The 22,464-nt window shown below is 72.2% G+C and carries 19 protein-coding genes and 1 pseudogene; 13 read left to right on the forward strand and 7 right to left on the reverse strand.

The genetic code is table 11. The features are described 5' to 3' along the window. Window positions 1-43: 43 nt before the first annotated feature. The 8 genes from ACZ5TL_RS06955 (at window position 44) to ACZ5TL_RS06990 (ending at window position 9,499) form a co-directional block, all read left to right on the forward strand. Window positions 44-850 (forward strand): biotin/lipoyl-containing protein, encoded by an 807-nt coding sequence (locus ACZ5TL_RS06955; RefSeq protein WP_468588331.1) that lies wholly within the window; start codon window positions 44-46, stop codon window positions 848-850. After that, window positions 847-3,072 (forward strand): NHLP family bacteriocin export ABC transporter peptidase/permease/ATPase subunit, encoded by a 2,226-nt coding sequence (locus ACZ5TL_RS06960; protein ID WP_468588332.1) that lies wholly within the window; start codon window positions 847-849, stop codon window positions 3,070-3,072. The genes ACZ5TL_RS06955 and ACZ5TL_RS06960 overlap by 4 nt, the downstream gene beginning before the upstream one ends. Window position 3,073: 1 nt before the next feature. Further along, window positions 3,074-5,932, forward strand: coding sequence for an NHLP bacteriocin export ABC transporter permease/ATPase subunit (locus ACZ5TL_RS06965; protein ID WP_468588333.1), 2,859 nt, complete (start codon window positions 3,074-3,076; stop codon window positions 5,930-5,932). 281 nt (window positions 5,933-6,213) lie between these two features. After that, window positions 6,214-7,221, forward strand: a complete 1,008-nt coding sequence (locus ACZ5TL_RS06970) for a Ppx/GppA family phosphatase (protein ID WP_468588334.1) — start codon at window positions 6,214-6,216, stop codon at window positions 7,219-7,221. A 59-nt stretch (window positions 7,222-7,280) separates the two neighbouring features. Beyond that, window positions 7,281-7,469, forward strand: a complete 189-nt coding sequence (locus ACZ5TL_RS06975; protein WP_468588335.1) for a hypothetical protein — start codon at window positions 7,281-7,283, stop codon at window positions 7,467-7,469. 159 nt (window positions 7,470-7,628) lie between these two features. After that, window positions 7,629-8,636 carry an iron-containing redox enzyme family protein gene (locus tag ACZ5TL_RS06980; RefSeq protein ID WP_468588336.1) on the forward strand — a complete coding sequence of 336 codons (1,008 nt, stop codon included), beginning with the start codon at window positions 7,629-7,631 and terminating at the stop codon, window positions 8,634-8,636. 22 nt (window positions 8,637-8,658) lie between these two features. Beyond that, complete coding sequence (locus tag ACZ5TL_RS06985) at window positions 8,659-9,312, forward strand: HemK2/MTQ2 family protein methyltransferase (RefSeq protein ID WP_468588337.1); 654 nt, start codon at window positions 8,659-8,661, stop codon at window positions 9,310-9,312. Further along, window positions 9,293-9,499, forward strand: coding sequence for a CDGSH iron-sulfur domain-containing protein (locus tag ACZ5TL_RS06990; protein ID WP_468588338.1), 207 nt, complete (start codon window positions 9,293-9,295; stop codon window positions 9,497-9,499). Before ACZ5TL_RS06985 ends, ACZ5TL_RS06990 begins: the two co-directional genes overlap by 20 nt. Before the next feature lie 177 nt (window positions 9,500-9,676). On the opposite strand, the gene ACZ5TL_RS06995 is transcribed toward ACZ5TL_RS06990, so the two are convergent. Continuing rightward, entirely contained in the window at window positions 9,677-10,111 is a 435-nt protein-coding gene (locus tag ACZ5TL_RS06995) for a protease inhibitor (protein ID WP_468588339.1), read from the reverse strand. 325 nt (window positions 10,112-10,436) lie between these two features. On the opposite strand from ACZ5TL_RS06995, the gene ACZ5TL_RS07000 reads away from it, so the two are divergent. The 3 genes and pseudogenes from ACZ5TL_RS07000 to ACZ5TL_RS07010 form a co-directional block, all read left to right on the forward strand. After that, window positions 10,437-10,994: a hypothetical protein gene (locus ACZ5TL_RS07000; protein WP_468588340.1), complete on the forward strand. Its 558-nt coding sequence runs from the start codon at window positions 10,437-10,439 to the stop codon at window positions 10,992-10,994. A 40-nt stretch (window positions 10,995-11,034) separates the two neighbouring features. Continuing rightward, window positions 11,035-11,727: an alpha/beta fold hydrolase gene (locus tag ACZ5TL_RS07005; protein ID WP_468588341.1), complete on the forward strand. Its 693-nt coding sequence runs from the start codon at window positions 11,035-11,037 to the stop codon at window positions 11,725-11,727. A gap of 13 nt (window positions 11,728-11,740) precedes the next feature. After that, a pseudogene (locus ACZ5TL_RS07010) lies at window positions 11,741-12,128 on the forward strand (alpha-hydroxy-acid oxidizing protein); the annotation flags it as partial. Window positions 12,129-12,194: 66 nt separating this feature from the next. Here ACZ5TL_RS07010 and ACZ5TL_RS07015 read toward each other — a convergent pair. The 3 genes from ACZ5TL_RS07015 to ACZ5TL_RS07025 all read right to left on the reverse strand — a co-directional run bounded on the left by ACZ5TL_RS07015 (window position 12,195) and on the right by ACZ5TL_RS07025 (window position 14,796). Then, window positions 12,195-13,817, reverse strand: a complete 1,623-nt coding sequence (locus ACZ5TL_RS07015; RefSeq protein ID WP_468588342.1) for an RICIN domain-containing protein — start codon at window positions 13,815-13,817, stop codon at window positions 12,195-12,197. A gap of 352 nt (window positions 13,818-14,169) precedes the next feature. Beyond that, window positions 14,170-14,547 carry a toxin Doc gene (locus ACZ5TL_RS07020; RefSeq protein ID WP_468588343.1) on the reverse strand — a complete coding sequence of 126 codons (378 nt, stop codon included), beginning with the start codon at window positions 14,545-14,547 and terminating at the stop codon, window positions 14,170-14,172. A gap of 3 nt (window positions 14,548-14,550) precedes the next feature. Next, entirely contained in the window at window positions 14,551-14,796 is a 246-nt protein-coding gene (locus ACZ5TL_RS07025; RefSeq protein ID WP_030845137.1) for a hypothetical protein, read from the reverse strand. Between the two features lie 186 nt (window positions 14,797-14,982). Between ACZ5TL_RS07025 and ACZ5TL_RS07030 the strand changes: the two genes are divergently transcribed. Further along, the gene (locus ACZ5TL_RS07030; RefSeq protein WP_468588344.1) at window positions 14,983-15,915 is read left to right on the forward strand and encodes a sigma-70 family RNA polymerase sigma factor; all 933 of its coding nucleotides are present in this window, start codon (window positions 14,983-14,985) and stop codon (window positions 15,913-15,915) included. Then, window positions 15,912-16,043 carry a hypothetical protein gene (locus ACZ5TL_RS07035; protein ID WP_468588345.1) on the forward strand — a complete coding sequence of 44 codons (132 nt, stop codon included), beginning with the start codon at window positions 15,912-15,914 and terminating at the stop codon, window positions 16,041-16,043. The genes ACZ5TL_RS07030 and ACZ5TL_RS07035 overlap by 4 nt, the downstream gene beginning before the upstream one ends. Before the next feature lie 56 nt (window positions 16,044-16,099). On the opposite strand, the gene ACZ5TL_RS07040 is transcribed toward ACZ5TL_RS07035, so the two are convergent. The 3 genes from ACZ5TL_RS07040 to ACZ5TL_RS07050 all read right to left on the reverse strand — a co-directional run bounded on the left by ACZ5TL_RS07040 (window position 16,100) and on the right by ACZ5TL_RS07050 (window position 22,460). Then, on the reverse strand, window positions 16,100-16,891 hold the full coding sequence (locus tag ACZ5TL_RS07040; protein ID WP_468588346.1) for an alpha/beta fold hydrolase: 792 nt from the start codon (window positions 16,889-16,891) through the stop codon (window positions 16,100-16,102). Between the two features lie 77 nt (window positions 16,892-16,968). Then, the gene (locus ACZ5TL_RS07045; protein ID WP_468588347.1) at window positions 16,969-19,212 is read right to left on the reverse strand and encodes a glycoside hydrolase family 9 protein; all 2,244 of its coding nucleotides are present in this window, start codon (window positions 19,210-19,212) and stop codon (window positions 16,969-16,971) included. A 152-nt stretch (window positions 19,213-19,364) separates the two neighbouring features. Next, window positions 19,365-22,460 (reverse strand): glycoside hydrolase family 2 TIM barrel-domain containing protein, encoded by a 3,096-nt coding sequence (locus ACZ5TL_RS07050; protein ID WP_468588348.1) that lies wholly within the window; start codon window positions 22,458-22,460, stop codon window positions 19,365-19,367. Window positions 22,461-22,464 lie beyond the last annotated feature (4 nt).

Consider the following 22,464-nt stretch of genomic DNA (forward strand, 5'->3'; position numbering starts at 1 on the left):
TGCTACGGCCGTATGTACCTCTTCTACGGGTGAGGGAAGTTCCTTGCAGTTCCGCCAACAGGCCCTCGCCAAGCTCCAGTCGCCGGAGGAACTCGACCTGCCGGTGCGCTTCGCCCGCCCGCAGGGCTGGCTCGTGCTGTCCGTGACCGTGGTCGCGATGGCGGCCGCCTCACTGTGGGCGGTGACCGGTTCGGTGGCCTCCACCGTCACCGCACCCGCCATCCTCACGCACGGTCAGGGCAGTTACGTCCTCCAGAGCCCCGTCGCGGGCCAGGTCACCGCCGTCCTCACGCGGCAGGGCGAGCGGCTGTCGGCCGGCTCCCCCGTCGTCAAGGTCCGTACGGCCAAGGGCGAGTCGGTCGTGCGTACGCTCGACGCGGGCCGTGTCTCCGCGCTGGCAGCGACCGTCGGGCAGATCATCCAGACCGGCGCGAACGTCGCCGCCGTGGAGAAGGTCGCCCGCACGCAGGACCCGCTGTACGCGACCGTGTACGTCCCCGCCGAGAACGCCGCCTCCATCCCCGACGACGCCGCTGTCGACCTGACCGTGCAGTCGGTGCCCACCCAGGAGTACGGCGTGCTGCGCGGACACGTGAAGTCGGTGGACCGCTCGGCGCAGTCCCCGCAGCAGATCGCCGCGTTCCTCGGCGACAGCCAGCTGGGCGAGCAGTTCACCAGGAAGGGCAGGCCGGTGGCCGTGACGGTCCGGCTGGACAAGTCGTCCGCCACGAAGAGCGGGTACGAGTGGTCGTCCGCGGACGGACCGCCGTTCAAGCTGAGCTCCATGACGCAGGCCTCGGGGTCGATCCGGCTGGCCGACGAGCGTCCCGTCGACTGGCTGCTGCCATGAGCGCGACCGCACAGGAGGCCCGGGGCAGGCGCCGCGCCGCCCCGCCGAAGCGCAAGGTGCCCAAGCCCAGGGCGAAGACCGTCCGCACGCCCACCGTGCTCCAGATGGAGGCCGTCGAGTGCGGCGCCGCCTCCCTGGCGATGGTGCTCGGCCACTACGGCAAGCACGTCCCGCTGGAGGAGCTGCGCATCGCCTGCGGTGTCTCCCGCGACGGCTCGCGCGCCAGCAACCTCCTGAAGGCGGCCCGCAGTTACGGACTGACGGCCAAGGGCATGCAGATGGACACGGCCGCCCTCGCCGACGTGACGTCGCCGGCCATCCTTTTCTGGGAGTTCAACCACTACGTCGTCTACGACGGCATGGGCCGCCGCTTCGGCCGCCGCGGCGTCTACATCAACGACCCTGGCAAGGGACGCCGTTTTGTGTCCATGGAGGACTTCGACGGCAGTTTCACCGGTGTCGTCCTCGTCATGGAGCCCGGCGAGGACTTCACCCGGGGCGGCCGCAAGCCGGGCGTCCTGGGCGCGATGCCCGCCCGGCTGCGCGGCACCGCGGGCACCATGCCCGCGGCCGTCCTGGCGAGCCTGCTGCTGGTGGTGGTCGGCGCCGCGGTGCCCGCGCTCAGCCGCACCTACATCGACGAGTTCCTGATCGGCGACCAGACCTCGCTGCTGGGCGTGCTGTTCACGTCGATGGCGGCGTGCGTACTGCTCACGGTCGTGCTCACCTGGCTCCAGCAGGCCAACCTGCTGCGCGGCCGCATCATCTCCTCCACCCTCTCCAGCGCCCGCTTCCTGCGCCATCTGCTGCGGCTGCCGGTGACGTTCTTCTCCCAGCGCAGCCCGGCCGACCTGGTGCAGCGGCTGCAGTCCAACGACGCGGTAGCCGAGACCCTGTCCCGCGACCTCGCGGCGGCGGGCGTGGACGCGGTCGTCGTCGTCCTGTACGCGGTGCTGCTGTACACCTACGACCCCCAACTCACGTTCGTCGGCATCGGCGTGGCCCTGCTGAACATCGTCGCCATGCGGGTCGTCATCCGGCTGCGTGCCACGCGCACGGCGAAGCTGCGCGCCGACACGGCCCGGCTCACCAACACCGCCTACACGGGCCTGCAGCTCATCGAGACGATGAAGGCGACCGGCGGCGAGGACGGCTACTTCCGCAAGTGGGCCGGGCAGCACGCCACCACGCTGGAGGAGCAGCAGCGGCTCGGGGTGCCGAGCGCCTGGCTGGGTGTGGTCGCGCCGACGCTCGCCACCCTCAACAGCGCGCTGATCCTCTGGATCGGCGGCATGCGGGCGGTCGAGGGCCACATCTCGGTCGGCCTGCTGGTCGCCTTCCAGGCGCTGGTCACCCGGTTCACCGCCCCGCTGACCCGGCTCAACGGCGTCGCGGGCCGCATCCAGGACTTCGCGGCGGACGTGGCCCGGCTCAAGGACGTGGAGAACTTCAAGGCCGACCCGCTCTACGGTCGTCCGGGCGCGGGTGATTCGACGCGCCGCCTCCAGGGGCATGTCGAGCTGGAGAACATCTCGTTCGGCTACAGCCCGCTGGACAAGCCCCTGCTCACCGGCTTCGACCTGACGGTCGGCCCCGGGCAGCAGGTGGCGCTGGTCGGCGGTTCGGGCAGCGGCAAGTCCACGGTGTCCCGGATGATCTCCGGCCTGTACGCGCCGTGGGAGGGCGTGATCCGTATCGACGGGCAGCGCATCGAGGACATCCCTCGCGGGGCGCTGGCCGCCTCCGTCTCCTTCGTCGACCAGGACGTGTACCTCTTCGAGGGTACGGTCCGCGACAACGTGGCGCTGTGGGACCCGTCGATCCCCGACGACGCGGTGGAGGACGCGCTGCGCGACGCCGCCCTGTACGACGTGATCACGCGCCGCCCGGGCGGCATCCACAGCAAGGTCGAGCAGGACGGCCGCAACTTCTCCGGCGGGCAGCGCCAGCGTCTGGAGATCGCGCGGGCGCTGGTGCGCCGGCCGAGCATCCTGGTGCTCGACGAGGTGACCAGCGCGCTGGACGCGGAGACCGAACTGGCCGTGATGGACAACCTGCGCAAGCGCGGCTGTGCCTGCGTGGTGATCGCGCACCGGCTCAGCACCGTGCGCGACAGCGACGAGATCGTCGTCCTGCAGCACGGCACGGTCGTGGAACGGGGACGGCACGAGGAGCTGGTGGCGCGCGGCGGCGCTTACGCGGCACTGGTCAGGGAGCGCTGAGATGACGACCGTTCAGGGGCACGAGGGCGACCTCGTCCTGGGCGCCTTCGGGCAGATGGGCTCGCGCATCGACTGCGCCGGGTTCAACCGGCTGGACCTGGAGGGACCGCAGGTGCTGTGGCTGGTCGCGGCGGGCGCCGTCGACCTGTTCGCGGTCGACGCCGGCCGGCAGGGCCACTGGCACCACCTCGGCCGGCTGGAGGCGGGCTCGCTGGTGCTCGGCCCGGTGCCGGGTCCGCAGCACACGCTGGTGGCCCGCCCGCTGCGGGACTGCGTGGTGCACCGCATCGGCCTGCGCGAGCTGTACCAGCCCGCCGGCACCGCGACCTGGTCGTACGACGAGTACGGCAACCCGCAGTACGTGCCGCCGACGACGAGCCCCCTGGAGTACGCGTTCGCCCTCGGTGTCGGCCGCAGCCTGTCGATCCTCTTCCAGGCGCCGATGGCCACCGAGCGGGCGGCGGCACATGGGGGTCCCCCCGCGCGAGCGTATTCGAGCGTGGGGGAGGACGACGACGTGTTCTGGATGCAGGTGCCGCCCGGCAGCGTGCAGTACGGCTCGCTGTACGGCGCCGAGGCTGCGTCCGACCTGCTGATGGACCCCGCGCTGTGGCAGTCCGTGGTCGACCAGCAGTACCGGCTGCTGACCACGCTGGACCGCTGGATCGAGCAGCTGGAACGCACCCACGAGACGCGCACGGCCGAGGGCATAAAGGCCGGTGAGGCGGTGCGCGCCCAGGCCGACCGGACCCTGCTCGCCTCCATCGGCAAGCGGTCGTCGAAGCGGACCACCGCGGCCGACGCCGACGCCACCTACGCGGCGTGCAGGCTGGTCGGGCAGGCGGCCGGGATCGGCCTCACCGAGCCCACCCAGAAGGGCACGGGCGGCGACCATCTCGACCCGGTCGAGCAGATCGCCCTGGCCTCGCGCGTCCGCACCCGGGCGGTACGGCTGGACGGCCGCTGGTGGCGGGAGAACGTCGGGCCGCTGGTCGGACAGCGGGCCCTGTCCGGGGCGCCGGTGGCACTGCTGTGGCGGCGCGGCGGATACGTCGCCGTCCATCCGTCGACCGGGCGTGAGACGCCGGTCGAGAAGGCCAACGCCGAGGAGTTCGAGCCGCGCGCGGTGATGTTCTACCGTCCGCTGCCCGAGCGGGGGCTCAGTCCGCTGCGGCTGCTGCGGTTCTGCGTGCAGGGCATGCGCGGTGACCTCACCGGCCTGCTGCTCAGCGGTCTGGTCACGGTGGCGATCGGGGCGCTGGTGCCCATCGCGACCGGCAAGGTGCTCGGCGAGTTCGTGCCGAAGGCGCAGACGGACCTGATCGTGCAGGTGTGTCTGGCGGTGATGCTCAGCAGCGTGGTGGCGGCGGCCTTCATGCTGCTGCAGAACCTGACCATCCTGCGGCTGGAGGGCCGGATCGAGGCCACGCTCCAGCCGGCCGTGTGGGACCGGCTGCTCAGACTGCCGACGAAGTTCTTCACCGAGCGCTCCACGGGCGAACTGGCCAGCGCGGCCATGGGCATCAGCTCGATCCGCCGGCTGCTGGCGGGGGTCGGTCCGACGGTCGCCCAGTCGGTGACCGTCGGGGCGATGAACCTCGGGCTGCTGCTGTGGTTCAGCGTGCCGATGGCGATGGCCGCGATCGGCATGCTCGTCGTCATCGCGGCCGTGTTCCTGGGGCTCGGACTGTGGCAGGTGCGCTGGCAGCGGCGGCTGGTGGTGCTCTCCAACAAGCTGAACAACCAGGCGTTCCAGACCCTGCGCGGCCTGCCCAAGCTGCGGGTGGCCGCCGCTGAGAACTACGCGTACGCCGCGTGGGCGGCGCAGTTCGCGCGCAGCCGTGAGCTCCAGCAGAAGGTCGGCGGTATCAAGAACCTCACGAGCGTGCTGGGGGCGGTGTACCTGCCGCTGTGCACCCTGCTGATGTTCATGCTGCTGGCCGGTCCGGCCCGGGGCTCGATGTCGGCGGCCGCGTTCCTCACCTTCAACACCTCGGTGACGATGCTGCTGACCTCCGTCACGCAGCTGACGGGCGCGTTCGTCTCGGCGGTGGCCGCGCTGCCGCTGTTCGAACAGATCAAGCCGGTGCTGGACGCCACACCCGAGGTGCGCGCGGCGAGCACCCGCCCGGGTCCGCTGACCGGGGCGATCGAGGCGCGGCGGGTGTCCTTCCGGTACTCCGACGACGGTCCGCTGGTCCTGGACGACGTGTCCTTCGAGGCGCGGCCGGGCGAGTTCGTCGCGGTCGTCGGCCCGAGCGGCTGCGGCAAGTCGACGCTGCTGCGCCTGCTGATCGGCTTCGACCGGCCCGTGTCGGGCAGCGTGCTGTACGACGGTCAGGACCTGGCGGCCCTCGACCAGTCGGCGGTGCGCCGCCAGTGCGGTGTGGTGCTGCAGCACGCGCAGCCGTTCACCGGCTCGATCCTGGACGTCATCTGCGGCACCGAGGCGTACACGCCGGAGGAGGCCATGGCGGCGGCAGAGATGGCCGGGCTCGCCGAGGACATCAAGCGCATGCCGATGGGCCTGCACACCATCGTCTCCAGCAGCGGTGCCGTCTCCGGCGGTCAGCGCCAGCGGTTGATGATCGCCCAGGCCCTGATCCGCCGGCCGCGCATCCTCTTCTTCGACGAGGCGACCAGCGCCCTCGACAACGAGACGCAGCGCACGGTCATCGAGAGCACCAAGGCCCTCAACGCCACCCGGGTCGTCATCGCGCACCGGCTGTCGACGGTGATGGACGCCGACCGGGTCGTGGTGATGGAGGACGGAAAGGTCATCCAGCAGGGCCCGCCCGCGCAGCTGCTCGCCGACACCAACGGGCGGCTGCACGAGCTGGTACGGCGTCAGATGACGTGACGGCCCAGGCCTGTCCGGGCACCGGGACGCCAAAGGGGGCCCGCGCGGCGGCGCAGGCGGTGCGGTACCCCTTCCAGGGCGCCTCGGCACCGGCGTGCGGAGCGGTGACCTGCCGCGCGCCGCGCGCCCGGGCGTCCGGCGCGGCAGGTCACCGGTGAGGCCCCGGGGGGCGCCGTGCGCAATGACGCGTCGGTCCCTCTCCCCTCTGCCCGGTGGCGCATCTTCGCCCTGGTACACGCGCCGTTCCGTTGATCCGGCGCGGAAATGGGTACCCACGGCCCATGCGAATCAGCGTGGTGGATGTGGGATCGAACACGGTCAGACTTGTGGTCGCCGACGCGGCGGACGGGGTACCGCTGCCCGTGCACACCGCCAAGTGGCGGCTCAGGCTGTCCGAGCAGGTCACACCGGGGGGACCCATCCCGGAGCAGGCCGTGGAACAGCTCGTCGAGGCGGTCGCCGACGCGAGCCGGACCGCCACCCGGTGGGGTGCGTCCGGCCCCCTGGCCTTCGCGACCGCCGTGGTGCGCAACGCGCCGAACCGGCACGAGGTGCTGCAGACCGTCCGGTCCCGGACCGGCGTCGACCTGTGCACCCTGCCCGGTGAGGTCGAGGCCGAACTGACGTTCCTCGGGGCCCGGCGGTGGATGGGCTGGCGCTCGGGGCCGCTCGCCCTGCTCGACATCGGCGGCGGCACCCTGGAGGTCGCCTTCGGACGCGGCCGGCTGCCCGACTTCGTGGCCTCGCTGCCGCTGGGCGCGCGGCGGCTCACCCACGAGTTCTTCGCGGACGAGGACCCGCCGTCACCGGAGCGGGTACGGGCGCTGCGCCGCAAGGTCCGCCACCAGCTGCGGGACGTCGCGGCCCGGATCCGCTGGGAGGGGCCGCGCACCGCGGTCGCCACCTCCCGCACGTTCCAGCAGCTGGGACGGCTGTGCGGTGCCGCGCCCGGACGGCGCGGGCCGTTCGTCGACCGGGAGATGCCCCGCTCGGAACTGCGCGAGGCGATCACGCAGCTGGCCGCCCTGCCCGCCAAGGAACGCGCCCGCCTGCCCGGCATCTCCGCGCCCCGGGCCGCCCAGAGCCTGGCCGGCGCGGTCGTCGGGCACACCGCGATGAAACTGACCGGTATCAGGTCGGTCACCATCTGCCCCTGGGCGATCCGCGAGGGCGTGCTGCTGCGGCACATCGAGGACGGACCGTCCTGGTGGGCGGAGGTCGCTCACCGTGAGGAGGAGACGGCCCCTCCCGACCCGGTGCCGCTGCGCATAGCGACCGGCTCGAACTGAGCGGTCCCCCGACCGAACCCAGGAACGGTTCCCGTACCGCACGCAGGAAAGGAGACCTTGTGTCCCACGACGAGCACCGCGACAGCTCCGGCGAGCAGCCCCGGACGGCGTTCGAGGAGGTCCTGCACGAGATCGAGGACGCCGAGACGCGCACCCCGGACTCCGCCGAACAGCGACACCACCGAGGCGAGGCCGGTGAGGCCATCACTCCCAACGTACGCGCCCAGGAGGAGTCCGAAGGGGACTGAACGAGGGATGACCGGGATGGGCCCGGGCTGCCGGCGGCTGCGGACGGAGCTACCGCGGGCGGCCCGGGCCCGCGCCACGCCTTCACCCGCACGCAGGGCCATGACCAGGATCTCCGGCTCCTTCGGTGACCTTGTGCCCCAACCGGGTACTCGGCGCGCATGGAGCACGATGGACCACGACTGCCCACCCCGCGCGGTCCGCTGAGCAGGGGTGTCGGGGCGTATCTGCGGGGTGCGGGCCGGCTGCCCCGCCTCGAGGAGGTCGCCCGCGCCGAGGTGTACGGCGACGATCTCCAGCTCGCCCTCTACCTCTGCTACGAGCTGCACTACCGCGGCTACGCGGGCGTACCCCCCGAGCACGAGTGGGACCCCGGCCTGCTGCGCGTCCGCGCGGCCATGGAAGACCGCTTCCTGTCCGCCCTGCGCGCCGACACCCGGACCCACGACAGCGTCGAGGAGGCGCTGGCCGGCCTCCTCGTCGAGCCCGTCGACGGCACCGGCGTCAGCCACTTCCTGCGCGACGAGGGCGAGCTGTGGCACCTGCGCGAGTACGCGGCACAGCGCTCCCTGTACCACTTGAAGGAGGCGGACCCGCACGCCTGGGTCCTGCCGCGGCTGTGGGGCCGGGCCAAGGCGGCGATGGCGGCGGTGGAGTTCGACGAGTGGGGCGGCGGCCGCGCCGACCGGGTGCACGCCCGCCTGTTCGCCGACCTGATGGCGGACCTGGGCCTGGACACGACGTACGGCCGCTACCTCGGCGCCGCGTCGGCCGAGGCCCTGGTCACCGTGAACATGATGTCCCTCTTCGGCCTGCACCGGGCCCTCAGAGGCGCCTTGGTGGGCCACTTCGCGACGGTCGAGATCACCTCGTCACCGGGATCGCGGCGGCTCGCCGAGGCGATGCGCCGCACCGGCGCCGGGCCCGCAGCCGAGCACTTCTACGACGAGCACGTCGAGGCCGACGCGGTCCACGAGCAGGTGGTGCGCCACGACGTCATCGGCGGCCTGCTGGAGCGGGAGCCGCACCTCGCCCCGGACGTCGCCTTCGGGATCGACGCCACCGAGTTCGTCGAGGAACGCTTCGGCGCCCGGCTGCTCACCGACTGGCGCGCATCACGTTCGTCACTGCGTGAACCGTTTGCCCAGGAAACAACCCATATCTCCTGAAGGCCGGGGTACCCGGCGTGCCGTGAATCCACTGGTACTCCCGGGCGTGTACGCCCCACAGGAAGACACCGAGCTGCTGGCCGGTGCCCTGTCCGACGAGCCGCTGCCTCCGGGCGCGGAGGTACTCGATGTGGGCACCGGGTCCGGCGCCCTGGCTCTGGAGGCCGCGCGCCGCGGCCTGCGTGTGACCGCCGTCGACGTGTCCTGGGGTGCCGTGCTGGCAGCCCGGCTGAACGCCCGGCTGGCGGGTCTCACGGTCCGCATCCGGCACGGGAACCTCTTCGGTCCCGTGCGTGGCGAAACGTTTGACCTCATCCTGGCCAATCCGCCGTACGTGCCGGCTCCGGACTGCCGTCGCAGGCCGCGCGGCGCGGCCCGGGCCTGGGACGCGGGCGGCGACGGACGGCTGGTCGTCGACCGGCTCTGCCGGGAGGCACCGGCACTGCTGCGGCCGGGCGGGGTGCTCCTGCTCGTACAGTCGGCGCTGAGCGACCCGGACCTCACGGCCGGGCGGCTGCGCGCGGCCGGCCTGAAGGCCGCGGTGACCCGCCGGCACCGGATCGCGTTCGGCCCCGTGCTGCGCGGCCGGGAACGCTGGCTTCGGGAGCGGGGACTGCTGTCCGCCACCGAGAACGAGGAAGAGCTGGTGGTCGTCCGTGCCGAACTCCCCGTCTGACCGCTCCGGGGCCCCGCGCCGCGTCTCCGTCCAGCGCAAGGGGCCGCTACTGATGGAGGGCCCGGTGGAAGTGGAACTGGAGGACGGATCCATCGTCACCTCCGACCGCTTCCGCGTGGCCCTGTGCACCTGCCGCCGCAGCCGCCGCTATCCGTGGTGCGACACGAGCCACCGCGACCGGGCGTGATGCGCAGGCCCCGAGGCCCGGGGCCAGGCAACGCCCAGGGGCCGGCGGGCGGCCCCACTCCGCCCGCCGGCCCCCTTGTGCGAGATCACGGCGTCCCGTGACAGCGGCCCGGCTCCCCAGCCACGGTCCGCTGTGCCTCACGGGAACAGCGCGATCCCGGTCCATGGGAGTGCTGCCCTAGAAGGAGAAGACGCCCGTGCCGTAGGCGTTCTTCATGCACTCGTTGGAGAAGGTGCGCTCGTAGGAGACGCGCTGCCCCTGCCAGACACCGGCGACGGTGACGACCACCGGGTCGTACTGCTTGGTGCACATCACGCCCTCCTTGGCGGTCAGGGCGTCGAAGTCGCCGCCGACGCCGCGCAGTTCAGCGCAGGCCGGGCCGGCGGCGGGGTGCGTCCCCGAGGGCCTCGGGGCACAGGTCAGGGTGACCGCGCGTTCCGGGGTCGCGGCGATCGCGCTCTCGCCGTGGCCCACCGTGAGAACGAGGGCCGACGGGGCGTAGAGCGCGGTGGGGGCCTGACCCGGGTCGGCGAGCGCGGCCCCGGAGAGGGGTCCGCAGACGGCGGTGGCCGTCAGTCCGAGAGTCATGGCCCAGCGCGCGGGGGTCCGCATTGTGTGCATCCTTCCGCTCGATTACAACGTGTGCCGGCCCGTGCCCGGTCGGCGCCCGGGGCGGCGAGCGCGAGTCTGCCGAGTCCGCCGCCGAAACACACATCGACCCCACGGGTTTCAGTAACATTGCGTATTGAATCAGTGGCGTGAAGTTACGGAACCCGCACGGAGGAAGCCCGTAACCGCACGGCCTCCGGGGGTACGAAGCGGCCAGATGGCTGATTCTGGTGCGTTCGTTAATAGGCCTGAAACATTCCGAATCCGCTCTCGGACGACCACTTTGCAACCGCTTGCGTTCATGCTCCGGCCGCGTAATCGTCATTACATGATGACGAACGAGCAGCGAGAGAAACTGCGCGGCTGGTTCACCGGCCGCCTCCCCGACGACCTCTTCGAGGAACTGACCGAGATCACGGTCGACCGCGAGGAGATCACCGTGATCGGCCGCATCCCCGAACCCCGGCTGGCCAAGGCCGCGCTGGCCACCGAACGGGAGGCGGCCCTGGAGAGCCGGGTGCGCGAATTCCGGGAGCGCACCCGCGAGGACCGGATGGCGGTGGCCCGGGAGGCCGAGCACCGGTACCGCCGCAAGGTGTCCTGGGGCGTGGAGTGCGGCGGACGGCGTGCTCTCTTCACGCATGTGGCCGCGCCCGTCATGACGCGGCTGCGGCAGCCGGAGCGCCAGGTCCTCGACACCCTGATCGCAGGCGGCGTCGCCCGCAGCCGCAGCGACGCGCTGGCCTGGTGCGTACGCCTGGTCCAGCGTCATACGGACGACTGGCTGGCGGAGTTGCGCGACTCCCTGGAACACGTGCAGCGGGTACGGGAGCAGGGGCCGGACACCGAGTCGGACCGCACGCCGGGCGCGGATGACGAGGAGTGACCGAGGGGGCGTTGTCGTACCCCTCGGCTAAGTTGCCGGCATGACCGACTTCCTACTGGTGGCAGGGACGTGGCTCGAGGCGTGGGCGTGGGACGAGGTGGCCGCGGAACTGCGCGGCGCCGGGCACGAGGTCCATCCGCTGACGCTGTCGGGCCTCGCCGAGAAGCAGGGTGTGCCGGCCGGGCAGCAGACGCATGTCCGGGACATCGTCGAGGAGGTGGAGCGCCTCGGCCTGCACGACGTCGTCCTCGTGGGACACAGCTACGCGGGCATCCCGGTGGGGCAGGCCGCCGAGCGGATCGGCGACCGGCTGCGGCGCGTGGTGTTCGTCGACGCGAACGTGCCGGTGGCCGGGGAGTCGTTCCTGTCCGGCTGGCCCAGCGGCCATGTCCGGCAGGCGATCGACGGCCACGCGGGGTACTGGCCGCCACTCGGCGCGGAGGACTACACGGGGCAGGGCCTGACGGACGCGCAGATCGCCCGGATCGTCGGCTCGACGCCGCACCCGGGCGCCACGCTCACCGAACCGGCCGTCCTGGCCCGCCCCTTGGGCGAGCTGCCGGCGACGTATGTGAAGTGCCTGCTCGACGGGGACGAGCCGATGCCCGCGGTGGCCGCGCTCCTCGAGAGCGACCACTGGGAGCTGGTGACGATGGACACCGGCCACTGGCCGATGTTCTCCCAGCCGCGTGAACTGGCCCGAGTCCTGCGCGCGTCGGCCGGGGGATCCTGAACCGGCGCTCCGTGCCAAGGGCGTCCTGCACCCGGACGACGCCCGGCTGGCGGCCGACGCGGGCATGGACGGGGCAGTCGTGTCGGACCACGGCGGCCGGCAGGTGGCCGGCTCCGTCGCGGCGGCCGACGCGTTGCCCCGCGTGGTGGAGGCCGTCGGCGACCGGCTCGCCGTCCTCTTCGAAGCGGCATCCGCACCGGCGACGACATCGTCGAAGCGCTCGCCCTCGGCGCCCGCGCCGTCCTGGTCGGCCGCCCGTACGTCTACGACCTCGGGCCCGACGGGCAGCCGGGAGCGGAGCACGTCATCCACTGTCTGCCGGCCGAACTCGATCTCACCTCGCCCTGTCGGGCCATGCCGGCCCGAGCACGATCGGCCCGGCGGACCTCGTCGAGGACCCGGGCCTGACAGGCGGGGCTGCGCGACGCGTGCGCCGCGCGGCCCCGCCCAGGCCCCGGGGCCCGTGGTCACGCCGTCCAGCCGTGGGGCAGGGTCACCTGCCGGGCCGCCGGATCCTCGTGCTCCTCGATCGACAGGGAACCCGCCGTCTCCGGCACCGGCTCGGACAGCCAGCGCTGGGCGTCGGAGCGGTCGCGGACCTTGACCACGATGTCGGCGTCCGGTTCGTCGTTCGTGGCGGCGAGGGCGAGCTGCTCGTCCCAGCGGGGCAGCAACCCGCCCTGCACGGTGAGGTCGTAGCGCACGTCGTCGCCCCGCTCGGCATTCTCGTCGGCGCAGGTGCCGAGGACCACGACGCCCGCGTCCTTGTGGGAGTCCACGCAGAGCCCGGGGTCGGCGACGCTGCGCAGCAGCCCGTCGTCCTCGTACGTCCACTGCTGGGTCCACACGGCCGAGCACTGCGCCAGCTTCGTCGCCGCGCCCTCCTTCGGCAGGTCCCGGATGTCGAGGCACAGGTCGGCGCCCACGTTGCGCAGCCGCGTCACACCGGGAGCCGTGGGGAGTCCGGCCGTGTCGGGCGGCGTCGCCGACGTCGGACCCTTGCCGCCGGCAGCGCTGTTGGAGCCGGCCGGGTCGGCCTCCCCGCCGTCGTACGACTGTGCGCTGATGATGAGCACGGTCGCCAGTACCCCGGCCGACACCGCGCCGACGCCCGAGAGCAGCGCCCTCGAGGAGCGCGGCGCCCGAGGCATCCGGGCGCCCGCGCCCCGGCGCGCGGGCAGGGGGATCCGGGACAGCAGCCCGTGCCGCCCGCCGCCGCGCCGGCCCGCGCGACCGCCCCGGGTGGCGGGCGAGGCCCGGCCCGGACGGGAGTCGAGGTAGCGGCGGGCGCCCCAGCCGAGCACCGCTTCGGCGATCAGCGGGCCCAGCGGGCCCTCGAAGTGGCTCAGTTGCTCGGCCGCGTTCCGGCAGTAGCGGCACTCCGTCAGATGCTCCTGGACATCCGGCAGCAGGGCGCCGCCCCGGCGGATCGGGACATCGAGCAGACGGTTGTAGAACCGGCAATCCTGGGTCGGCGCGAGTTCGCGATGGGCATGTACACAGCCATCCCGGAATGCGGCCCGTGCCTGTTCGAGGGCTGCCGACGCGACGTCGGTATCCATGCCCAGCAGTCCGGCCGGAACGCTTAAAGGATCTGCCTCGACCTCGACATGCCACAGCAAACAGCGCGCGGGTGCGGGAAGTGCCTGGAATGCCCGCTCCGCGAGGGTGCGGTTTTCGGGGGTCATGGAGGTCGCCGCGCGCAGTCCGCGTCCTCCGGCCGGTTTCTGCAACGCGGGCAGAACAGCCGATATTCGATCGTCGCCGGACCACTCGCGGATCGTGTCGCGCACGGTCACCAGCAGGGCCGGACGCAGCGCGACGGCCGACTCCCCGAAGGCGAGGCGGTTGAGGGTCCGGTGGAAGGCGGTCCCTGTGACCATCGCGGCGACCTGCGCCGACGAGGCGAGACAGATGACCGCGTAGTCGTGCACCGGCTGCCAGTGCCGCGCCATCAGCAGCGCGACGGAATGGGCGGCGACCTCGCCCTCCGGTCTGCCTCTCAGCGGGGCGGCGAGGCTTTCGTCGGAGTCCCCGGGATCCCCGCCGGGCGGGGGATACGGGGGACGAGGGGGGTGGGGGGTGGGCACTGAGATGGTTCCTTCCCACGCATGTGACACACAGAAGTCCTGGCGCCGGAAAAGGAGGCCCGGTTGGTGCGTACCTCTTTGGCGCGGCGCGGGAGGTGCGAATTCATTGGTGGTGAATCGGACCCGGTCTGCGAATCACGTGCGACACCCGGCCATTCCCCCCCGCACGTGTGGTGCACTCTGGCACAACCCCCTCACGGCCAACAAGGCGCGGGGGCGATATACACGCCTTTGACAGAAAGTCAGAAACGGGAACGTGCGCACGTGGCTCGCACCGGTTTTCGACATTTCCATGCGGCCCGTGTGAATCGGGCACCCGAGCCGGGTTCCTCGGATCTGCCTCGGATCCACCTCAGATCTGCCAGGAACGCAGCCGGTCCGCCGCCCCGTAGATGTCGGTCGCGCCGGACAGCAGGTCGCGGGCGAGGTCGACGAGGGCGCCGTAGGGCGGGTCGATGCCGGCACCGCTGACGAACATGTACGCGACGGCGGTGGCACAGGCGAAGCGGGCGTTGGCCGAGGGCAGTGGCCGCAGCACGGTGATGGTGTGCAGCAGCGCGGCGGCCCGCCAGGCCGGGTCGGAGTTCACCCCGAGGCGCGGCGGGTCGACGCGGTGCCGGGCGACGGCGGCGACCAGCGCGGAGAAGTCGTTGACGGTGGGCTGGTCCGGCAAAACCTCTTCGTGGCGCTGCAGCAGCCAGGGCACGTCGATATGGAGGACGGGTGCCATCGGTCAGGCGGCCCGCCCTTCGCCCTTGGCGGGCGGTTCGTCGTCGGGGAACGCGGCGGCGAACTCGTCGGCGTGGGTCGCGAAGAACCGGCGGAAGGCTTCGGCGCCCTCCTGCAGGGCCCGGTGCCGGGCTATGTCCGCCGCGGCCGCCTCCCGCACGAGCGCCTTCATGGACGTACCGCGCTCCTTGGCGATCTGCCGCAGGTCCTCAAGTTCGCGGTCGCTGAACTCCACGTTGAGAGCTGGCATGACTTCACGGTACCGCTCGGGTACTGACTCGTAAATACCCCCAGGTCAAGGCGGAGGCCCGCTGGTACCGACGAGGTCTCCCGGACGGCCGGGAGCTGAGAGGTGGGTCACATCGCGCCGCGCGATGTCACATTCCGGGTTCCGTCCCGGCTCGCAGTGGTGAGCGCGTCCCTGGGAGGCCCACACATGACCGAGATCCCCGTACCCGGCACCGACGCCCCGCTCGACGAGGCGACCGGGGTGTTCGTCGACCATCGCGAGCTGCTGTTCGGCGTCGTCTACAACATGCTCGGCGGTGTCGCCGACACCGAGGACGTCCTGCAGGAGACCTGGCTGTCCTGGACGGCCCGCGGCGGGGGCGCCCCCCTGGCCGGTGTCGGGAATCCCCGCGCCTATCTCGTGCGGGTGGCGGTCAACCACGCGCTGCGCCGCCGTGCCGTGATCAGCCGCAGGCAGGAGACGTACGTCGGGGCGTGGCTGCCCGAGCCCCTGGTCGCGGACGAGGACGCCGAGACCGCCGAGGGTCCGGCGCTGCGCTCCGAGTCGGTGTCGCTGGCGATGCTGGTGGTTCTGGAGTCGCTGACCCCGCTGGAGCGGGCCGTGTTCGTCCTGGGTGAGGTGTTCGGCTACCCGCACGCCGAGATCGCGGAGATCATCGACCGCTCCCCCGCCGCCGTACGGCAGTTGGCGCACCGGGCCCGGGAGCACGTGCACGCGCGGCGGCCGCGGTACGAGGCGCATCCGCGGGTGCGGCGGGAGGCGACCGAGCGGTTCGTGCGAGCGGCGCTCGGCGGGGACATCGCGGAGCTGATGGAGGTCCTGGCGCCGGACGTCACGGCGTGGACGGACGCCGGCGGCAAGCGCAGGCCGGCGAGTCTGCGCCCCGTGCACGGCCGGGACAAGGTAGCCCGGCTGCTCAGGTCCGGCCGGGGCGGCCCGCGCCACCCCGTGTTCCGCTACCGGCGGGTCAACGGCGACGACGCGGCGGTGCTGTTCGACGGCGACGCCCCGTTCGCCGTCCTGGTGCTGGACCTCACCCCGGAGGGCGACCGGGTGCGGGGCATCTACGTCGTGGCCAACCCGGACAAGCTCGCCCACCTGTCCAGGGAGGCGGTGTGAGCGCCGGAGGCGGCGAGCCGGCCTTCGTCGCCGGGGTGCTGACGCGCGTGATGCGGCGCTTCCCCGCCGGGACGGCGAACGCCGCGATCCGCACGGCCCAGATCACCGTGTCGGGTCGACGCCCATGAGCGGCCGGGGGAGCCCGTCGGGCACGAGCCGTCGCGGCCGTGCGTCGCGGGTCCGCTCAGGAATGGGCGCGGCAGAACTCCCGGACGGTCCGGTTGAACGCCTCCGGGTCCTCGATGTTGCTGAGGTGCCCGACGCCGGGCAGCACGACCAGGGTGGCCTCCGGGATCGCCTCCAGGAGCGGACGGGCGACGAGGTCCACCGGGGAGCGCGCGTCGAGCTCGCCCCACAGCAGCAGGGTCGGCACCGTGATCCCGGGCAGCAGATCGCGCTGGTCGGTCTCGGCCATGAGGGTGAGCTCCGTCCGCATGCTCTCCAGGCGGGTGTCGGCGGACATCACGGACAGCAGGCGGACCGCTTCGGCCGGTGGCCGCCCGGCGAACAGGCCCGGCATGGTCGGCGCGAACTCCTCGGCGGGGACCGCGAGCATCCGCTCCACCCCCGTGACCCTCGCCTGCACCTCCGCCGCGGGCAGCGAGCCCTTCCAGCCCGCGTAGGTGTCGACGAGGAGCAGCGTCCTGACGAGTTCCGCGTGGTACCGGTAGAGCTCCAGCACCACGGTCCCGCCCCAGGACAGGCCGAGAACGTGCGCCGGGCCGAGGTCCACGTCCTCGATGACGGCCGCCAGACAGCGGGCGTACCCGGCCAGCGCGAAGGACGGCGGAACGTCAAAGGAGCGCCCTGCGCCCGGTTCGTCCCAGGCGACGACGGTGAACTCGTCGGCCAGGTCCTCGGCCTGCGGACGCCACAGGCGCGCGTCGGTCGTGGCACCGTGCGCGAGCACGAGGGGCGGGCCCTGGCCCACCCGGTCGTACGCGACCTCGATGCCGTCGACCCGCACCGCTGGCATGCCACCAGGCTACGCGCGCGTGCCGGGGGCGTCCTGTCGGCGGACTCCCCCCGGCACCCGGTGTGCTCGTACGGTCCCTACCCCTGGTCCGCCACGAAGGAGGCCATGCGGGTCAGGGCGGCGTTCCAGTTGATCGTGTGCTCGTTGGTCGACCAGGACTGGATGTCGTCGATGTAGCAGAACTGTCCGACACAGCCCTGGAGTCTGCTCTGTGCATAGGGGTCCTGGATGCTCGAGTTCGGCCCGCCGGAGAGGGTGCCCCTGGGCGGGTTCGGCAGGTTCGGGTCGAGCTGGCGGGCGTACCAGCGGCTGTGCTGGTTCTGCGCGCTGACCTCGCCGTAGCCGGTGACGTAGGAGATGTTCAGCGCGTTGCGGCCCAGGATGTAGTCCATGCTCTGCAGTGCGCCGTCCCGGTACTTCGAGGCGCCGGTGATGTCGTAGGCGGTGGCGAGGACGACGGCGTTGTTGAGGATCTGGTGGCTGGAGCCCCAGTCGTAGGTGTTGCCGTCCGGTGCGTACGGCATGCCGTAGGGGTGTGCCTTCAGCGTGGCCAGGTAGCGGTCGGCGCCCTTGACGACGGACCGGCGGACCTTGTCCCGGCCGGGCAGCTTGTTCGGCACCGTGGCGAGGTCGAGCCGTCCCGCCGCGCCGGTGCGGGCCCAGTCGAATCCGAGCGGACCGAAGAGGTCGGCCGTGTGGACCGGCGACTTCAGGACGTACTCCTCGAACCGCTTCTCCCCCGTGCTGAGGTACAGCTCGGCCGCCGCCCAGTAGAAGTCGTCGGTCACCTCGCTGTCGGCGTAGGCGCCGCCGCCGATGCCGTCGCTCTCGGAGGCGTAGCGGTCGGGGTGCGCGAGCGCCGCCGACCAGGCCTTGCGGGCGGCCGCCAGCGCCTTGCCTGCGAACGCCTTGTCGTAGGGCCGGTACAGGCGGGCGGCCTGCGCGGCGGTGGCGGCCAGGTTCAGGGTGGCGGCGGTGGACGGCGGGTGCAGTTCGCGCTTCTGCGGGTCGTCACTGGGCAGCAGCGGCAGGCCGGTCCACTGCTCGTCGTGCATCTTGTGGTGGGCCATGCCGGCCAGCGGCTTGCCGTCGGGCACCTGCATCCTGAGCAGGAACTCCAGTTCCCAGCGGGCCTCGTCGAGGATGTCGGGGACCTTGTTGCCGCTCTCGGGGATGGCGAGCGCGCCGTCGCCGAGCTTGCCGGCGTCGCCGGTGCGGGCGTGCAGCGCGCGTTCGTGGGTGCTCAGCACCTCCCAGGTGGAGATGCCGCCGTTGACGACGTACTTGCCGTGGTCGCCGGCGTCGTACCAGCCGCCGCTGACGTCGAGCGTGTAGTCGCACACTCCGGGCTGGCAGGGCACGGCGGTGTCGCCCTGGTTGGGCGCCACACCCACGTGACCGGCCGGGCGGCCGTAGCCGGGGCGCAGGTCCTCGCGTATCTCGATGCCGCTGCGCTGGGTGTAGTAGTACTTCGCCGAGTCCAGCCGGAGCCGCTCGTAGGCGCTCGCGCCGATGTCGAAGGGCCGGCTGGTCTCGCCGTCGGCGACGAGCGTGAAGCCCGATCCCTTCTTGCGGTAGGCGCCGAAGTCGATGGAGTGGACGTTCTGCCCGGAGGAGGCGTCCACGCCGCGCGGCACGCTCGTGCCCCGGGCGACCACCCTCCCGCCGGAGCTCTTCAGCGCCCAGGGCAGTTTCGCCGTGGCGTCGGTGACCAGGGTGGCGTTCTTCGGCCCGGCAGGCAGGTAGGCGACCTGGTTGACGCGGACCCGGGGCCCGGTGTCGGGTTCGTACGGCTCCGGCTCCACCCCGCCGAGCAGCGAGACGTCGTCCATGCAGAAGCGCCAGGCGTCCGCGCTGCCGCCGAGCTGGAAACCGACCTGGCCCTGAGCGGTGTCGACGGGCGAGGTGAAGGTGTAGGCGTAGGTGTCGCCGGAGACGCTGAGCTGCGGCGTCACCTCGTGGTAGGTGTCGTACGGCGACACGGACAGACCGACGATCGCCCGCACCGCGTGCCCGGCGGGTGTCCCGGTCGCGCTGAAGGAGAAGCGGTACGACTCCCCCTTCACGAGGGTGATGTCGTTCTGCCCGACGGCGGCGTCCCAGCGATGGGTGGTGCCGCCGGGGACGTCGGCGCAGAGCCGGCCGTCGGACACAGCGGCGGTGACGTTGCTGGTCGTCCACCAGGAGTCGGTGGTGGTGTCGAAGGTTCCGTTCCTGACCTGCTCGCTCTCTTCGGCCCCGGCCGGCGCGGAGGGCAGCGCGGTGAGCGCCGTCGCCAGCAGTGCCGTCAGGGACAACAGGGCGGTTCTGCGTCGTTTCACGTCCGGGCTCCTCTGGGGAGGTGCGGGTGGCGCTCGGTGTGGGAGCGCTCCCAAGTGCGGATGCCCGCCATGGTTGTGGCAGATGTGACACCCCGTCAACGGTCCGGACGGGACTGGCTGTCGCCGCCCGCCCGGACCGCTGCGCGCAGCGGTCAGAGCGCCGGCGCCTCCAGGCGGCTGATGCGGATCGCGCCCCGGGCCTCGTCCGGGTGGCGGCTCGTCAGGGTGAGCCGGATCCGGGAGCCCCGCACGGCCTCGAAGGTGATCACGGTCGGGCTGCCGGAGGCGGTGGCCCAGTCGATCGCGGTGTTCCGCACGGCACGCCACGCGCGGCCGTCCCACACCGCCACCTCGATCGCCGCGGGCAGGCTGTGCGCGGCGTCCTCGGTGAAGGAGACGTCGACCCGGTCGAAGCCGCGGGTGCGTCCGTAGTCGACCGAGACCCAGTCCTCGGCGCGCGCCCCGTCGAAGGCGGGCAGCAGGGCGGTGGCCTGCTTGAAGAAGCCGTTGGACCACCCGGTGGCCGGGTCGCCGTCGAGCATGGCGGCGGGCAGGGTGTCCGGGCGTCCGGAGTAACTGGCGTCCGCGTGCGGAGGGTCGAGGGGCTTGGGGTGCTCCGGCTGGAAGGCGGGCGGAGCCGTCCGGGCCCGGTCCTGCGCCCGGGTGGCGCGTACCGTCACCGTGCCCGCGCGCAGGCCGCCGGCGCGGGCGGTCACCTTCACGGTGCCCGCCCTGGTGCCGGAGCGGACGATGGCGAGGGTCTTGCCGTGGAAGGCGGTGCGGGTGCTCGCCTGGTAGCGCTCGGCGCTCTCCTGGCGGCCGCTGTCGAGCCCGGCCAGGGAACCGCCCGCCACCTCGAAGGAGAGCAGGTGCTCCGCGTCCGGCACCACGACACCGCGCCGGTCGACGACCTCGGCGGTCACGAAGACCAGGGAACGGCCGTCCGCGGCGAGGGACTCGCGGTCCGCGGTCAGGCGTATCGCGTGCGGAGCGCCCGCCGTGCGCAGCACGTCGGTGGCGACCACCTTGCCGTCCTGCCGCGCCACGGCCTTCAGTACGCCCGGCCGGTAGGGCACCTTCCAGGTCAGGTGGAGTTTGCCGGCGCTGCCGTTCGGGCTGGTGTAGCTGCCGGGGTAGGGGCCGTCGGTGAAGGTCTTGTCGTCGCCGGTCGCCTCGGTCGTCTCCAGGTAGGTGCGGCCGTCGACGGTCTTCTTGGTGTCGAACCGCCTGACGCCCAGGGACCTGCCGTTGAGGTACAGCTCGACGGTGTCGACGTTCGCGTACGCCCAGACCTCGACCGTCTCGCCTTCCTCATGGTTCCAGGTCATGGGCAGCAGGTGCACCATCGGTTCGCCGACCCACTGGCTCTGGAAGAGGTAGTACATGTCCTTCGGGAAGCCCGCGGTGTCGACCGCGCCGAAGAAGGACGCCTTGACCGGGAAGACGTCGTACGGCGTGGGCTCGCCGATGTAGTCGATGCCCGACCAGAGGAACTGCCCGGCGAACCACTCGCGGTCCCGGTCCTTCTTGTGGCCGTACTCGCCGCTCATGGTCCAGGAGGCGAGGTTGTTGTCGTAGGAGGAGGTGGAGCGCCTGCCGGGGGTGTGATTCTCGCCGGTGTTGAGGTGCTCGGGCTCCTGGTAGGCGCCGCGGGTGGAGGTCTCCGAGGAGGACTCGGACTCGAAGAGGAACAGGTGCGGGTAGGCCGCGTGCAGCTGGTCCACCGACTTGGCGGTGTTGTAGTTGAGGCCGAGGCCGTCGAGCTTGGCCAGCATCAGGTCGGCCGCGGAGCCCTTGGCGGGGAGGCGACGGTACTTGTCGGAGCCGATGACCAGCGGGCGGGTGTCGTCCGCCGCCCTGATCGCGGCGATGACCCGGTCGGCCATGGCGAGGCCGGCGGTGGAGGTGGAGTCGGGCACCTCGTTGCCGATGGACCACATCAGCACGGCGGGCGAGTTGCGGGCCGCCAGCACCATCTCGGTGGCGTCCTTCTCGCCCCACTCGTCGAAGAAACGGCCGTAGTCGTACCGGTTCTTCCCGGTGCGCCAGCAGTCGAAGGCCTCCACCAGCATGACGACGCCCAGCTCCTCGCAGACCTGGATCACCTCGGGCGCGGGCGGGTTGTGGGCGGTGCGCAGGGCGTTGACGCCCATGGACAGCATGATCTCCATCTGGCGGCGCACCGCGTCGACGCTGACGGCGGCGCCGAGCGCGCCCAGGTCGTGGTGGAGGTCGACGCCCCTGATCTTGTGGTGGGTGCCGTTGAGGAAGAAACCCTCGTCGGGGTCGAAGCGGAAGGTGCGGATGCCGAAGACCGTGCGGTAGGTGTCGGTGGTTCTGCCGCCGACGCGCAGGTCGGTGTGCAGGGTGTAGCGGTGCGGGGCCGCGATGTCCCACAACTCGGGCCGCCGGACGGTGAGCTCGTGGGTCTCGGTCCGTTCGCCGGTGACGGCGACGGTGGAGGAGGTACGGGCGACGGTCCGGCCCTTGCGGTCGACGATCCGGGAGACGATCTCGACGTCCACGCCCTCGCCCGACGCGTCGACGACCGAGGTGGCCACCCGTACGACGGCCCGCTGGGCGGAGATCTCGGGCGTGGTGACGCGGGTGCCCCAGCGGGCCACGTGCACCGGCTCGGTGATCACCAGCCGGGCCTCGCGGTAGATACCGCTGCCCGAGTACCAGCGGCTGCTGGGGAGCCGGTTGTGGACCTTGACCGCGAGCACGTTCTCGGTGGTTCCGTCGGTGTGCACCAGGTCGGTGAGGTCGAGGGCGAAGCCGGTGTAGCCGTAGGGGTGGCGGCCGGCCTCCTCGCCGTTGCAGTAGACGGAGGAGTCCATGTAGACGCCGTCGAACTCGACCGAGATCCGCTTGCCGGCGAGTGCGGGCGGCAGGGTGAAGGCGAGGCGGTACCAGCCGAGGCCGCCCGGGAGGAAGCCGGTGCCGCTGGTGGTGCCGTGCTCGGTGGTGGGGGCCTGCTCGATGCTCCAGTCGTGCGGGACGGCGATCTCGCGCCACCCGGAGTCGTCGTGTCCGGGAAGGTGGGCGTCGGCGTAGGCGCCGGTCGGGTCGCTGATCCCGCCCGGATTCACCAGCACGAAGCGCCACCCGTCGCGCAGCGCGACGACGCGGCGGCCGGACGCGCCGCGCGCCTCCTCGGCGGCCCATGCCTCCGGGGCGCCGAGCAGCGCTCCGGCCGCGGGGGCGGCCGCGGAGGCGAGTAAGACCGATCTGCGCGTGACCGACATGGCG

The sequence above is a fragment of the Streptomyces sp. NPDC033136 genome (assembly GCF_055578235.1).